This window comes from Olleya sp. Hel_I_94, from assembly GCF_007827365.1.
Taxonomy (GTDB): domain Bacteria; phylum Bacteroidota; class Bacteroidia; order Flavobacteriales; family Flavobacteriaceae; genus Olleya.
The window spans coordinates 2,414,688-2,430,162 of record NZ_VISI01000002.1 but is presented as its reverse complement, the minus strand read 5'-3'; the positions used below and the strand labels follow the sequence as shown (position 1 = coordinate 2,430,162).

Annotated in this window: 10 protein-coding genes; 4 read left to right on the top strand and 6 right to left on the bottom strand. The window is 35.2% G+C overall.

The window, feature by feature from the left end; translation table 11 throughout:
* Positions 1–60 precede the first annotated feature (60 nt).
* The 3 genes from JM82_RS14110 to JM82_RS14100 are packed head-to-tail and all read left to right on the top strand — an operon-like array spanning position 61 to position 9,121.
* Complete coding sequence (locus JM82_RS14110; protein ID WP_145005372.1) at positions 61–6,267, top strand: choice-of-anchor L domain-containing protein; 6,207 nt, start codon at positions 61–63, stop codon at positions 6,265–6,267.
* 27 nt (positions 6,268–6,294) lie between these two features.
* On the top strand, positions 6,295–7,200 hold the full coding sequence (locus JM82_RS14105; RefSeq protein ID WP_145004270.1) for a type IX secretion system membrane protein PorP/SprF: 906 nt from the start codon (positions 6,295–6,297) through the stop codon (positions 7,198–7,200).
* A gap of 19 nt (positions 7,201–7,219) precedes the next feature.
* A complete protein-coding gene (locus JM82_RS14100; protein WP_145004267.1) occupies positions 7,220–9,121 on the top strand; it encodes an OmpA family protein in 1,902 nt (633 codons plus the stop codon).
* A 92-nt stretch (positions 9,122–9,213) separates the two neighbouring features.
* Here the strand turns inward: JM82_RS14100 and JM82_RS14095 are convergent, their stop codons facing one another.
* Positions 9,214–9,681, bottom strand: a complete 468-nt coding sequence (locus JM82_RS14095; protein WP_145005369.1) for a CYTH domain-containing protein — start codon at positions 9,679–9,681, stop codon at positions 9,214–9,216.
* 71 nt (positions 9,682–9,752) lie between these two features.
* Between JM82_RS14095 and dinB the strand changes: the two genes are divergently transcribed.
* Positions 9,753–10,856, top strand: a complete 1,104-nt coding sequence (dinB, locus tag JM82_RS14090) for a DNA polymerase IV (protein WP_145005365.1) — start codon at positions 9,753–9,755, stop codon at positions 10,854–10,856.
* Here the strand turns inward: dinB and JM82_RS14085 are convergent.
* The 5 genes from JM82_RS14085 to fabF form a co-directional block, all read right to left on the bottom strand.
* Positions 10,853–11,137 (bottom strand): hypothetical protein, encoded by a 285-nt coding sequence (locus JM82_RS14085; RefSeq protein ID WP_145005362.1) that lies wholly within the window; start codon positions 11,135–11,137, stop codon positions 10,853–10,855. The genes dinB and JM82_RS14085 overlap by 4 nt on opposite strands.
* A 264-nt stretch (positions 11,138–11,401) precedes the next feature.
* Positions 11,402–12,844, bottom strand: a complete 1,443-nt coding sequence (gene pyk / locus JM82_RS14080) for a pyruvate kinase (protein ID WP_145005359.1) — start codon at positions 12,842–12,844, stop codon at positions 11,402–11,404.
* Positions 12,844–13,329: an IPExxxVDY family protein gene (locus JM82_RS14075; RefSeq protein WP_145005355.1), complete on the bottom strand. Its 486-nt coding sequence runs from the start codon at positions 13,327–13,329 to the stop codon at positions 12,844–12,846. Before JM82_RS14075 ends, pyk begins: the two co-directional genes overlap by 1 nt.
* 136 nt (positions 13,330–13,465) lie before the next feature.
* The gene (rnc, locus tag JM82_RS14070) at positions 13,466–14,212 is read right to left on the bottom strand and encodes a ribonuclease III (protein WP_145005352.1); all 747 of its coding nucleotides are present in this window, start codon (positions 14,210–14,212) and stop codon (positions 13,466–13,468) included.
* A 9-nt stretch (positions 14,213–14,221) separates the two neighbouring features.
* Entirely contained in the window at positions 14,222–15,472 is a 1,251-nt protein-coding gene (fabF, locus tag JM82_RS14065; protein ID WP_145005349.1) for a beta-ketoacyl-ACP synthase II, read from the bottom strand.
* Between the last annotated feature and the right edge of the window lie 3 nt (positions 15,473–15,475).

Here is a 15,475-nt window from a genome sequence, read left to right as displayed (position 1 = left end):
CCAACTTGTGTTTTTCGCAAGGTTTTCAAAAAAAATAAACTAACACCCAATCTCATTAAAATGAAAAAAACTACGTTCATTTTAGCTTTACTATTTCTACTAACAGGATGGCAAGCTAATTCACAAACTTATTTACAAGAAAATTTTAATGCCTCCATACCTGCAACCTGGACGATAACAGATGCAGGAGCAGCAACAGGTGATTCATGGATTTCTGGAATTCAAGGAGGTTTTTCAAGCTTAGATGGCACAAATGCAGCTATAGCAGATAGTGATGCAAACGGAAACGGTACGTTATTATTAGAAACGTTAACCTCTCCTGTTTTTGATGCTTCGGCAGCAACTGCACTATTTCTAGATTTTGACCAATATTACAGAAATATTGGAGCAGACAATGCTATCGTTGAGGTTTTTGATGGTACTGCTTGGGTCGAAGTATTAAATCAAACCGCTAGTATAGGCGGTTTTAATGCACCTGACCAACAACATATAGATATTACAGCCTATGCTAACGCTAACATGCAAGTTAGATTCATATATAATGATGCCGATTCTTGGGCTTGGTATTGGCTAATTGACAATGTGCTTATATACAACGCTACATGTCCAAACCCTTCAGGACTTACTTTAGATGCAGTAACATCTACATCTGTAGATTTATCTTGGACCTTAGGAGGGACAGAAGCTGCTTGGGAAGTAGTTGTTCAACCAGCTGGAACAGGAGCTCCAACTGGAGCAGGTTCTCCAGCAACAGACAATACATTATATACGGATAATACTTTAACTCCTGCAACAGACTACGAAGTGTATGTTAGAGCTAATTGTGGTGCAGACTTAAGTATTTGGACAGGTCCAATAACTTTTACAACCGACTGTGCAATATTTACACCAACATATTTACAAGACTTTACAACCATTCCAGCAAACTGTTGGGAAGTAGCTAATAATGGAGATTCAACAACAGGTCCTACAGACCTAGGAACTTCTTCATGGGCTAACGATGGCTATTTAAACAATGGTTTTACTGGAGCTTATAAAATCAACCTATGGTTAGCAGAAAAAAGTGATTGGCTGCTAAGTCCAGAAATTGACTTAACAGGTGTTCCTTATCAGGTAGAATTTGATTTTGGAGTTATGACTTTTGGTAGTACAACTACCGCAGGAACTTTAGGATCTGATGATACAGTAGAATTAATGATTACTACAGATAATGGTACAACATGGACTGTATTAGAAACTTTTGATGCAACATCCGTGATTCCGGCAACAGGATTACATGTAGTACAAAATTTAACTGCTTATTCTGGTACTACTGCTCAGTTTGGTATTAGAGCATCAGAAGGAACTGTTGATGATCCAACAGATAACGATGTATTTGTAGATAATTTTCAAGTACGCGCAGTACCATCTTGTCCAGACCCATTAGCTGTAACAGCAACTGCGACAGGAGATACAACAGCAGATATTACTTGGGATGCTGGATCAACAGAAACAGAATGGCAAATTTGGATACAACCAGCAGGAACTGGAGAGCCAACAACAGATGGTGTAGTAACCTCATTAAACGCACCATATCCAGCAACAGGATTAACACCTAGCACACCATATGAAGTTTACGTGAGAGCAAATTGCGGTACTGATGGATATAGTGTATGGATTGGTCCAGTAAACTTTACAACATTAAACACACCACCACCTGCTCCAGTAGGAGTATCATGTGCTTCTGGCGCATCTTCTACAATTATCTTTACAGAAGATTTTGGTAATGATACTAATTATGTGCCATCAGGATGGACAGGAACCACTTTTGCTGATATCAATGGAGATTGGGATATTACAACTGTAAATGGAAACTCTGGTGGAACAGGTCCAAATATTACATGGGATGGAAATGCAGGAACACACCTTGAATATGAAGGCTCAGGAAATACAACTAACGTAGCCTCTGCAATTACACCAGCAATAGACTTATCTACAGCAGTAGATGGTGCAGAATTATCGTTTTGGATGCATGCATTTGGAGATAATATGGGAACCTTAAATATTGGTGTTAGCACTTCTCAAACAGGACCTTTTACTTCAGAATATACTTGGATAGGTGACTATCAATCAACAGCAGATGAAGCTTGGGTACCAATTGGTATTAACTTAGATGCTTACTTGGGTCAAATCATTTATATCGAAATTAGCTATGTAGGAACAGGAGACACGTTTGAGAGTGATATGGCAATTGACCAAGTGAGAGTAGAAACGTGTGGTGATTTTTGTGTTGCTCCAACAGGTATAACTGTTGATGCAATTACAGACACAACTGCAGATGTATCATGGACTGCTAATAATGGTGAAACAAATTGGGAAATAGTAGTACAACCAGCAGGTACAGGAGTACCAACGGGATCTGGAACACCTATTACTACCAACCCTTATACATTAACAGGTTTAACCGCAAGTACAGTTAATGAGGTTTATATTCTTTCTGATTGTGGTAATGGCTTAAGTGTTTGGGCAGGACCAATTAACTTTACAACATTAAACACACCACCACCTGCTCCAGTAGGCGTAACATGTACTTCTGGTGCATCTACTTTTATCTTTACAGAAGATTTTGGTAATGACACCAACTATGTGCCTGCAGGATGGACAGGAACTGCATTTACAGATACTAATGGAGATTGGGATATTACAACCGTAAATGCAAACTCAACAGGAACTGGTCCAAACATTACATGGGACGGAAATGCAGGAACACACCTTGAATATGAAGGTTCAGGAAACACAACTAATGTAGCCTCTGCTATTACACCAGCAATAGACTTATCTACAGCAGTAGATGGTGCAGAATTATCGTTTTGGATGCATGCATTTGGAGATAATATGGGAACTTTAAATATTGGTGTAAGCACCTCTCAAACAGGACCTTTTACTACTGAGTATACTTGGATAGGTGATTACCAATCAACAGCAGACGAAGCTTGGGTACCTATTGGTGTTAATTTAGATGCCTACTTAGGACAGATAGTGTACATTGAAATTAGCTATGTAGGTACTGGTGATATTTTTGAAAGCGATATGGCAATTGACCAAGTGCGAGTAGAAGCTTGTGGAAACTTTTGCGTAGCACCAAGTAATATTACTGCAACATCAATTACTGAAACTTCAGCAGATATATCTTGGACATCAAATGGAACAGAGACAGAATGGAATTATGTTATACAACCAGCAGGAACAGGAATACCAACTTCTGGTACGTTAGTAACAACAACCACAATTTCAGAGACAGGATTAAATCCAGCAACGGATTACGAGATTTATGTACAATCGATTTGTGGAGCAGATACAAGTACTTGGGCTGGTCCGTTTACCTTTTCAACATTATTACAATTTAACTTTACTTTAGATTGTGCGACGGATGGACCACAAACAATTAACTACTGTTATGAAAGTAACGATACAAACATCTTTACATTTAGCTCTACGGATGGTACAGCATTAAATATCACATTTAACTCTGGACAAGTAGAGCAAGGATGGGATGAGTTAATCGTATTTGATACAGACGGAACAACAGACCTTAATGCATTAACACCATATGGAAATAATGGAGATGTTTCAGGGTTGACATATCAATCGTCAGGAGACACTATTTCTTTTACTGTACAATCAGATGGTGTATTTGATTGTGGTTCTCAAGGCTATACACCATTAACAGTTACAGTAAATTGTGCAACTTGTATTAATCCTGTTGTAGACTTTTCTACAACTACCGACTGTAGTGCAGGAAACAATCAATTTTTTGTTAACGTTGATATAACTAGTATAGGAGATGCATTAAGCTTAAATATTACAGACAACCAAAGTACTCCATTACAAAACGTAATGACTAGTGGTATTATAACAATGGGACCATATCCATTGGACACAGATGTAGTAGTTACAGTTGCAAATGCGGATGATACAAATTGTATTGTAACAAGTAGCACATTAAATGTTCCTGTTTGCCCTCCAGTAAATGATGATTGTTTAAATGCTATTATAGTCACACCAAACGCAGACGAGAATTGTACTAATACAACAAGCGCAACATTATATGGAGCAACAACTTCAACACAAACAAATGTTTGTACTGGAACAGCAAATGACGACGTTTGGTTTCAGTTTGATGCTGTTGCAACCGATCACGGAATTGACATAAGTAACATCGTTGGAGATACGGTTAATTTAAACCATGCACTTTATGAAGGTCCTGATTGTGACTCTTTAACTAATATTTATTGTGAGGCTACAAACAATAGCATAGCAAATGGGTTAACAATAGGTAATACTTACTATATTAGAATTTACACAGATGGAGATATTCCTTTTCAAGATGTAAACTTTGATTTATGTGTATTTACAATTCCGCCTCCAATAACAACAAACGACACACAATACACAGTACAAGAATTAGTTACAGATGTATTAGTAAATTCGCCTTGTGCATTAATTAACAACGTTACTTGGTCAACAGGAACCGATTTTGGAACAACTAATGGTATTGGATATTTTGAAGCCAACGGATCTTCATTCCCTTTCCAAAGTGGTATTGTTATGACAACAGGAAACGTATTAAATGCACCAGGTCCAGAGACAGGTGTATTAAGTGAAGGTGGAGGATCTTGGCCAGGAGATGCAGACTTAGAGGCTTTTATTAATACAGATTTAGACGGAAATCCAGGAGATGATGTACCTGCAGGAGGATCTAACAACGCATCATTAATTGAGTTCGAATTTACTCCGTTAATTGATCAGCTATCTTTTAATTTTATTTTTGCAGCAGAAGAATATGGAACTTTTCAATGTGGATTCTCTGATGCATTTGCATTTTTATTAACAGACTTAACAACTGGTAATGTTACAAACCTTGCTGTAATACCAGGCACTTCAGATCCAGTTTCGGTACTTTCAATAAGAGACGACGCTTATAATACTAGTTGTGCATCCTCTAACCCAACACTATTTGATGCATACTATGGAGCAGGAGGATTACCAGCAATTACTAATCCAACAAACTTTATTGGAAGAACAGTACCATTAACAGCAACTTCTGCTGTGATACCTAACAATCCATATAGTATCAAATTGGTTATCGCAGATGATGGTGATACTATTTACGACTCGGCTGTATTTTTAGAAGCTAGTAGTTTTGATATTGGAAATATTGACCTTGGAAATGACATTTTAATTAGTAATGGATTAGCAACTTGCGAAGGTGATAGCGTAACACTAGACTTAGGTATTGCTCCACCAACAAACGCAACCATAACATGGTATGCGGTTGCAGACGGAATTACAGACCCAATTGCAGGTGAAAACGGAACCTCTTTAGTTGTTACTGAACAAGGACTATATCAAGTAGATATTACATTTACAGACGTAAGTTCAGCTTGTTTTTATACAGATCAGATTTTGGTTGAATTTTTTCCGAAACCGGAAATTGAAACAGGTATAATTACAGATATCTCAGCTTGTGATCCAGATGATAGTGGTGTTTTCTCGTTTGATTTAACAATATTTGAATCAGCTATTTATGCCACACAAAATGATATTGCAATAAGCTATTATTTAACCGAACAAAATGCAATTGATGCAATAGATGCTTTTACTAACCCAACCAGTTTCACATCAGCACCTACAACAATATATATTAGGTTAGAAAATACAATTACAGGATGTTTTGAAACCACATCATTTAACTTATTATTTAATATAAGTCCAGAAACATCATTTAATTTAGATGTGCCTTATGAAGTTTGTCCAAACGCAACATCACCAATTGCAATCACTGCAGACGCTATTAATTATATTGAAAGCGAAGTAAGTATCAAGTGGTACAACGAAGGTGTTGAGATTGCTGGTCAAACAGGTTTATCATTAAATACTGTTTTAACTGCAGGAGAGTATGAAATTGAAGTTACATTTAATGATACAGGATGTTCTAAGTCAGAATTTGTAACAGTAGTAGAGTTAGAAAACTGTACAATACCACAAGGTATCTCTCCAGGTGTATCACCAGGATTAAATGACAATTTTGATTTAAGTAGTTTTGATGTACAAAGCTTAGAGATTTACAACCGTAATGGTACTTTAGTTTACTCTAAAACAAATTATGTAAACGAATGGGAAGGACAATCTAACGCAGGTGACGAGTTACCAGTTGGAACGTACTACTACGTAATGAAGTATCAAGGAAACAAAACAAAAGCCTCTTGGGTATATATAAACAGATAAACTAACTAGAAAACCAACAAGAAACAGATGAAAAAAATAATATATATCGTATTCCTAGTGTTTATAGGTGTACAAGCCCAACAAGATCCACAGTACACACAGTACATGTATAACATGAATGTGGTTAATCCAGCATATGCAGGATCGACAGATGGTGTTGCCATAGGCGCACTATACAGAAGCCAATGGGTTGGATTAGAAGGAGCACCAACTACAGGAACACTAACCCTACATTCGCCAGTTGGTAAGAATGTAGGATTGGGACTATCATTAATAAGTGATGAAGTAGGACCAGTAAGCGAGACGAATGCTTATGTTGATTTTTCTTACACCATACCTGTAGGAACAAAAACTAAATTAGCATTTGGATTAAAAGCAGGAGCTACGTTTCATGACATTGGATTAGCAGGATTAGATTTAATAGATGCTAATGATCCCTTTTTCTCAGAAAACATTAATGAAGTTACTCCAAATATTGGAGCGGGATTATATTTTTACAAACCAAGTAAGTTTTATATTTCTGCCTCTATGCCTAACATTTTAAACTCTGTGCATTTAGATGCTAATGGTTTTAAAATAGGATCAGAGACGCAACACTTTTTTGGAGCAGCAGGATACGTATTTGATTTATCAGAAAACTTTAAGCTAAAGCCACACGCTTTAGCTAAAGTTGCTTTTGATGCGCCAGTAAGTTTTGATGTTAACTTAAACTTATTTATGTATGACTTTGTAGAAGTAGGAGCAGGTTACCGTTTAGACGATTCTTTTAGTGGGATGATTAACTTTTTAGTGGCACCTAATTTAAGAATAGGTTATGCGTATGACAGTATCCAATCACAATTAGATGTTGTAACCAACTCATCACACGAGATTTTTATCAACTTTGATATTAATCTTCCAAGAAAAGTATCACGTTCACCACGTTATTTCTAATCAAAAGCCAACCATTACAATGAAAAAAATACAACTATTTATATTCGCGATATTACTAAGCAGTGCCAATGGGTTTGCTCAAAGTGATGCGACCAAAAGTGCTGACAAACATTTTGATAAGTTAGAGTTTGTTGAAGCAGCTAAAGCCTATACCAAATTAGTAGAAAAAGGAGAAGCAGACGCATACGTGTACCAACGATTAGCCGAAGCAAACTACAATACATTTAATACCGTAGAAGCAGAAAAATGGTATGCTAAGGCATTAGAAACAAAAGCAGATCCAGAAATGCTTTATAAGTATTCTGAGATGTTAAAAGCAAATGGTAAATATGATGCTTCAAACGCACAAATGAAAAAATTTGCTTCGCTTTACAGCACAGACGACAGAGCTAAAGCATACACTGCTAATCCAAATTACTTAGAAGACATCTTAAACTCTGAAGCAAAATTTACTGCAGAAAATTTAGATTTTAATACAGCAGCTTCAGACTTTGGAGGGACTTTAAAAGATGGAACCCTTTATATTACCTCTGCAAGAAATGACTCTAGACGTAATTATGGATGGAATGACCAACCGTTTTTAGACATCTATGAAATAGCACAAGCAGAGGACGGAAGTTATGCTGAACCAAATTTGCTTAACGGAAAGATAAACACTAAATATCATGAAGGTGTGGTATCATTCTCACCAGACGGTAACACGATGTATTTTTCTAGAGAAAGCTTTTTTGAGAATATGTACGAAAAGCTAGAAACAGGGAACACAAAAATTAGTGTTATTCAGTTATTTAAAGCGACAAAATCTGGAGACAAATGGGATAAAGTACAACCGTTAAATATTAACACTAATACGTACTCTGTAAAAAACCCATCAGTAAGCAAAGACGGAACAACATTATACTTTGCATCTGATATGCCAGGAGGATTTGGTATGTACGACATCTACAAAGCAACTATTGAAGCTGATGGTATGGTTGGAACACCAGAAAACCTAGGAAACAAGATTAATACCTCAGGACAAGAAATGTTTCCATACGCAGGATCAAGCGACTATTTATTTTTCTCTTCAAATGGACACTTAGGTTTAGGTAACTTAGATGTATTTTATACTGAATATTCTAATGCAGGAAAAGTAAAAAATATGGGAGCACCAATAAATAGTAAAGCAGACGATTTTGCTTTTAATATTGATGCAGATAAAAAAGGTTACGTGTCTTCAAACCGTGAAGGTGGAAAAGGAAGTGATGACATTTATGCTATTAATGAAATTAAAGCCTTATGTGATGTAGACCTAATTGTAACTGTAGAAAATGCAGAAACTGGAGAAAAACTAGCTAATGCTACAGTAGTACTACATGATGCTAAAGGATCAGTATTAGGGACACAAACAACCAATGCACAAGGTGTAGCAACATTTAATACAGACTGTGACTTAGATACTAGCTTAAAAGTAACTAAAGCAGAGTTTGAAGATAACGCAGTAACTGTTAATACAAAACGAGAGGACCGTCTTGCTGTTACAGTTGACCTAACACCAATCAAGAAAATTATTGTTGCAGACAAAGTGGTGTTAGACCCAATTTACTTTGAGTTTGACAAATCTAACATTACACCACAAGGAGCATTAGAGTTAGACAAACTAGTCTTAGTGATGAATAAATACCCAGAAATGGTAATCTATGCAACATCACATACAGATAGTAGAGGTCCTGCAGGTTATAACATGAGCTTATCTGATAGAAGAGCTAAATCTACAGTAGCTTACATCATATCTAAAGGTATTGATGCAAGCAGAATATCTGGAGATGGTAAGGGAGAATCAGAGCTATTATATGACTGTGGATCTAGTTGTACAGAAGAGCAACATCAATTTAACAGACGTTCTGAGTTTACAATCGTAAGCGGTGGACCTAAACAATAAACACTAGTTTAACAACCAATTAAAAACCAAAAAAAGCCACATCTTTTATAGATGTGGCTTTTTTAATTTATAGCTGTTTTAAAGCACTCACTTTACCAAGAACAATATGGGTTTTCAATAAGTTGTGAATTGTAATATTTAATATCTCCAGTCACTTCATCACCTAACCATTCCGGTTTAACAAAAGTTTCGTTTTCATGATTTAACTCAACTTCTGCAATGACCAACCCTTGGTTATCTGCATAAAACTCATCCACTTCAAACGTATGCTCATCTACTTTTACTTCGTAACGTGTTTTATCAATTACTCCTTTTTTGCAAAGTAATAATAATTGTTCTGCTTCTACTTTTGTGATTTCTTTCTCCCATTCAAACCTAGACAATCCACTGCTTGAGGATTCTCCTTTTATAGTTAAAAACCCTTGATTATCTTTAAGTCTTACCCTTACAGTTCTTTTTTTGTCAGTACTTAAAAAACCTTGCGTAATTTTGGTGAGTTTAAATGCTTCTGCTTTAAAGGCATTAGATTTGACTAAAAATTTACGTTCTATTTCTATCATTTTTTTAGGTAATTATAAATCTTAAATTAAATTGAAATCAATAAAAGACATTTAATGTCTAAATTTACAAGATGCAAAACGATTTACCAATAAGAAAAATTATTCATGTGGATATGGACGCATTTTACGCGTCAGTAGCCCAAATGGATAATCCTGAACTTATAGGAAAAGCTATTGCTGTTGGAGGTGGCGGATCACGTGGTGTTATTAGTGCTGCCAGCTATGAAGCAAGAAAATTTGGAGTCAAAAGCGCCATGTCTGGTAGATTGGCAATAAAATTATGTCCTCATCTAATTTTTGTTAAAACAGATTTTGAACGCTATAAAGAAATCTCTAATAAAATTAGAAAAATTTTTTACGATTATACCGATTTGGTAGAGCCTTTATCCTTGGACGAAGCCTATTTAGATGTTACCCAAAACAAAAAAGGTAATCCTAGCGCATCTATGTTAGCAGAAGAGATTAGATCTAGAATTTTTAATGAAGTTGGCTTAACTGCTTCAGCTGGAATTAGTATTAATAAATTTGTTGCTAAAATCGCTAGTGATTACAACAAACCTAATGGACAAAAAGTTGTAAATCCTGAAGAGGTTTTAGCTTTTTTAGAAGCTTTAGACATTAGAAAATTTTATGGCATTGGTAAGGTTACTGCCGAGAAAATGTACCAAAAGGGAATTTATAACGGTAAGGATTTAAAATCTAAATCAATTGAGTTTTTAGAATCTAACTTTGGCAAGTCAGGAAAATCGTATTACTACATTGTTAGAGGTATACATAACAGCGAAGTAAAACCAAACAGAATTAGAAAAAGTTTAGCTGCTGAGCGTACGTTTACTGAAAACTTATCCTCAGAAGTCTTTATGCTTGAAAAACTAAAGCTTATTGCTGACGAAGTTGCTAAAAGATTAGCTAATAGCAAAGTTGCAGGAAAAACTATTACGTTAAAAATTAAATACAGTGATTTTACGCTACAAACACGCAGTAAAACATTACCTTATTTTATTGCTGATGCTGCTATAATTTTGGATACTGCAAAGGATTTGCTATATCAAGAAAAAATGAATAATTCTGTGCGTTTACTTGGCATCTCATTATCCAATCTAAATACTTTAAATAAACCTAAAAAGATAGAGTTGGATAAAACCATTAGTGTCCAATTGAGTTTTAAATTCTAGGCTACAGATACAATACGCTCCATTGGAATAATTGTAGACGTTTTTAATATTACATAGTCTTCTGTTACTCCCCAAATTGTGGTGTTTACTCTTTTTAATCCTTCGTTGTCTGCAAACAAAATATGTACTTTCTCGTGCTCTATATTACCCAATACCATTGCTCTTATTAAAGTCTGACAGCGTTCTACTTTTTCTTTTTTCGAGGATAATAATTCTTCTTTAGGGAATTTTAAAAATTTTATTTGCTCTTTTTCTATTGTTTGTATCGCTAGGTTGTTCATTTTATATACTATTAATCGTTTATTACTTTAAATTACATAATCATTACTTAACTGACTAATTTAATTGCTATTTTGATTAATATTTAACATAGTTTGTAAGTGTTTTAAAACAAAAAACCAGTTATATCTCTATAACTGGTTTTAATTTAATGTTTTGTGCTTGGCTATGCGTTAGCGATAGAAACGACATCCTTTTTTGTGCGCGCTTATGCGCAAAAAAGATATAGTGGATAGCGCGACCCTTGTGGTAACGCCCAAGTTATTTTAAAAACTACAACTTGTAATCTCTGTGACTCTTAGCGTGTTTACCATTCCTTTTTCTTGAATTGGCATGGCTGCTAAACTTATTAACATGTCTCCTACTTCTAAAAACCCTTTTTTACATGCAATAGCGTTTACGTCTTCTATGGTCTCGTCTGTGCTAACAAACTTGTCGTAATAAAACGCTGTTACTCCCCAAAGTAAATTTAACTGCGTTAATATACGCTTGTTTGAGGTAAATACTAATATATGTGATTTTGGTCTCCATGCTGATATCTGAAACGCTGTGTATCCACTATTGGTTAATGTTGATATTGCTTTTGCGTCAATATCATTAGCCATGTGTGCTGCGTGATAACATATGGATTTTGTAATATATCTGTTGGTACGTATGTGTGGTGGTGATTGTGGTACCTTTATTAGCTCAGAGTTTTCTACACTTTTGATAATGTTAGACATTTGTCTGATAACTTGCACAGGGTATTGTCCTACACTTGTCTCTCCTGATAGCATTACTGCATCTGCACCATCCATTACACTGTTTGCAACGTCATTAACTTCTGCTCGTGTTGGTGTTAAACTAGTAATCATAGTTTCCATCATTTGTGTTGCTATAATTACTGGTATTCTGGCACGTTTTGCACGTAGTACTAGTTGTTTTTGAACTAATGGTACTTCTTCTGCAGGAATCTCTACTCCAAGATCACCACGTGCTACCATTAATCCGTCACAATAGGCTACAATTTTGTCTATGTTTTCTACTGCTTCTGGTTTTTCGATTTTTGCAATAATCGGAATTTTATGATCGCTATGTTTTTTTATTAGTTCTTGTAATTGCATTAAATCCTCTGCATGACGCACAAATGATAAGGCCATCCAATCGACTCCTAACTTACATGCAAAAATAGCGTCTTCGACGTCTTTTTCTGTTAAAGCTGGCTGAGAGATATTTGTATTAGGAAGGTTAACTCCTTTTTTAGATTTTAATGGTCCACCTTGAATTACCTTGGCTTTTACTTCTGATTTTTTATCTGTTGATAGTACTTCAAAAATTAATTTTCCGTCATCTAAAAGGATACGTTCTCCTGGTTTTGCATCCTGCGGAAAACGGTCATAAGTCATGTATACACGATCTTTAGTCCCTTCAAAACGTTTACCTGTTGCAAAAACAATCTCGTCTCCAGGATTTACAATTACCTCTCCCTTCATCACTCCTACACGAAGTTTTGGTCCTTGCAAGTCTCCTAATATGGAAGCATTATAACCAAACTCGTCGTTTAGCTCTCGTATCATTTTTACACGTTCTTCAACGTCTTTATAATCTGCGTGAGAGAAGTTGATTCTAAATACATTAGCACCTTCGTCTAACATACCTTTTAATACCTCTTTGCTGCTAGTTGCTGGTCCTAAAGTTGCAACGATCTTAGTTTTTTTTCTTATTGGCATTAGTTGAATATTAAATTGTCCTTGGATTTTAAAGCATCTGTGTCTATACTGTAAGCAGTCACTACTTGTGGAATCCTTAGAATGTTATTTAAAATAATTTTTTCTTTATTATGGAATTCGGTTTCTATTTTAAGAAGATAATTTACTTTTTTAAATTCTGGTAACAAATAAAAATTAGTTGCACCTGTTGAGTCTTCTCCAAATAACGAATTTGATTGTTGCTGTAAATTATTATGCTGTACCTTACATGTATTGGCTACTAGGTGGTATGTGGTAAGTTGTTTTTCGTCAAACCACTCAAACAATGCATAACTGGAATTTAAACTTGGATTGGTTAGGTCGTCTAACCGTCTTCTAAGTTTAATATCTAATGTTTGATTTATTAAAAAAGCTAATCTATAGTCTTCTATTACGCAATGAATACCTATTAATGCGTAATGCTCTTCTTCTAAAAAATCATCTAAGGAGAGTTTCCGAACAGCCATTTTAATATAAAATTAATTGTAAATATAGCATTTAAACGCTTATTATAATTCAATTTTACTTAAACTTAACAACAAAAAACCACGAAAACGTTTTAGTTAAACCTAAATTATTAAGAATTTAAGAATAGTACTTTTATTATATAAAGCCAGCTTTAGTAATTTGACTTTGAAGTGCAAAAAAGGCGCGTTTGGATGCTTTTTCTTCAGCTTTCTTTTTTGAAGTTGCTCTAGCCTTAGCTACTATTTTTGAGTCAATAGATAATTTTACAGAGAAGTGTTTAATATTGTCATTACCAGTGTCTTCATAAACATTGTAGTCAAAGACCTTTTTTTCTTTTTGACACCACTCTATCAATAAACTTTTATAGCTTATGACTTTACCTTCTAGTTTTTCGATATCAACATAAGGATCTATAACCCGTTTTTGAATAAACTTATCACAGTTTTTGTAACCTTTGTCAAGATATATTGCACCTATTAACGCTTCAAATAGGTTACCATGTATATTATCTCCAAATTGACCTTTAGGTATTTTACTTTCTACAAGATCTATAAGTCCTAAATCTTTACCAAGTTCATTTAAATGTTCTCGACTAACTACTTTTGATCGCATTTTAGTTAGATAACCTTCATCACCTCCAGGGACTTCCATGTATAAATGATGCGCAATCACAGCACTAAGCATAGCGTCGCCTAAAAACTCTAAACGTTCATAATTAATTATGTGTCCTTTTTCGTCTTTAATATTCATGGAACGATGCGTAAAGGCTGTTTGATAAAACTTTAAAGTTTTTGGTTTAAACTTTAGTATTTTAGATATTGCCACAAAAAAATTCCCATCGTCATTTGATTGGGAATTAAATATGTTACGAATGCGTTTCATTCAATAAAACTAGTCTAGTTTTTTAAATAACACACAAGCATTGTGTCCTCCAAAACCAAAAGTATTGCTCATAGCAACATTAATCTCTCTTTTTTGAGGTGCATTAAGTGTTAAATTTAAATCTGGATCAATATTTTCGTCTATAGTAGTATGATTTATTGTTGGTGGCACAATACCATGTTCCATTGCTAATATAGCAGCAATAGACTCAATAGCACCTGCAGCACCTAATAAATGCCCAGTCATAGACTTGGTAGAATTGATATTAATATTTTTTGCGTGATCACCAAAAACTTCTTTAATAGCTTTTAACTCGGCAACATCACCTAAAGGTGTAGATGTACCATGCGTATTAATGTGATCAACGTCTTCTGGTTTTAAACCAGCGTTTTCTAAACAGTTTTTCATTACTGCAATTACTCCAATTCCGTCTGGATGTGGTGCAGTCATGTGGTAAGCGTCAGAGGACATTCCGCCTCCTAAAACTTCTGCGTAGATTTTGGCTCCTCTTGCTTTAGCGTGCTCATATTCTTCTAGAATAATTGCACCTGCTCCTTCACCTAAAACAAATCCATCACGAGTGGCATCAAAAGGTCTTGATGCTGTTTCTGGACTTTCATTTCTGGTTGATAAAGCATGCATTGCATTAAATCCTCCCATTCCAGCAATTGTAACTGCTGCTTCACTACCTCCTGTAACAATAACATCACAATGTCCTAAACGTATATAATTTAAGGCATCTATCATTGCGTTTGCAGAAGATGCACATGCAGATACAGTTGTGTAATTAGGACCCATAAAACCATTTTTTATAGAAATGTTTCCTGGAGCAATGTCTGCAATCATCTTAGGGATGAAAAAAGGATTAAATCTTGGAGTACCATCACCTTCGGCAAAATTTAACACCTCATTTTGAAATGTTTCTAATCCACCAATTCCGGCTCCCCAAATTACACCTACTCTTAATTTATTTATGGTCTCTAAGTCTAGTTTAGAGTCCGCAATAGCCTCATCAGATGCGACCATTGCGTACTGCGTAAACCTGTCCATTTTGCGGGCTTCTTTTCTATCTAGAAAATCAGTTGCCACGAAATTTTTTAACTCGCAAGCAAAGTTTGTCTTGAACTTTTCAGTATCAAAATATGTTATAGGTGCAGCACCACTTTTACCACTAATAAGACCAGACCAATACTCGTCCTTAGTGTTTCCAATTGGCGTTAACGCTCCTAATCCTGTAACTACTACTCGCTTAAGTTCCATAAA

Excerpts from the sequence above, each read along its gene's own strand:
- JM82_RS14110 (WP_145005372.1), top strand. The coding sequence starts at position 61 with ATGAAAAAAACTACGTTCATTTTAGCTTTACTATTTCTACTAACAGGA.
- JM82_RS14105 (WP_145004270.1), top strand. The coding sequence starts at position 6,295 with ATGAAAAAAATAATATATATCGTATTCCTAGTGTTTATAGGTGTACAA.
- JM82_RS14100 (WP_145004267.1), top strand. The coding sequence starts at position 7,220 with ATGAAAAAAATACAACTATTTATATTCGCGATATTACTAAGCAGTGCC.
- JM82_RS14095 (WP_145005369.1), bottom strand. The coding sequence starts at position 9,681 with ATGATAGAAATAGAACGTAAATTTTTAGTCAAATCTAATGCCTTTAAA.
- dinB (WP_145005365.1), top strand. The coding sequence starts at position 9,753 with ATGCAAAACGATTTACCAATAAGAAAAATTATTCATGTGGATATGGAC.
- JM82_RS14085 (WP_145005362.1), bottom strand. The coding sequence starts at position 11,137 with ATGAACAACCTAGCGATACAAACAATAGAAAAAGAGCAAATAAAATTT.
- pyk (WP_145005359.1), bottom strand. The coding sequence starts at position 12,844 with ATGCCAATAAGAAAAAAAACTAAGATCGTTGCAACTTTAGGACCAGCA.
- JM82_RS14075 (WP_145005355.1), bottom strand. The coding sequence starts at position 13,329 with ATGGCTGTTCGGAAACTCTCCTTAGATGATTTTTTAGAAGAAGAGCAT.
- rnc (WP_145005352.1), bottom strand. The coding sequence starts at position 14,212 with ATGAAACGCATTCGTAACATATTTAATTCCCAATCAAATGACGATGGG.
- fabF (WP_145005349.1), bottom strand. The coding sequence starts at position 15,472 with ATGGAACTTAAGCGAGTAGTAGTTACAGGATTAGGAGCGTTAACGCCA.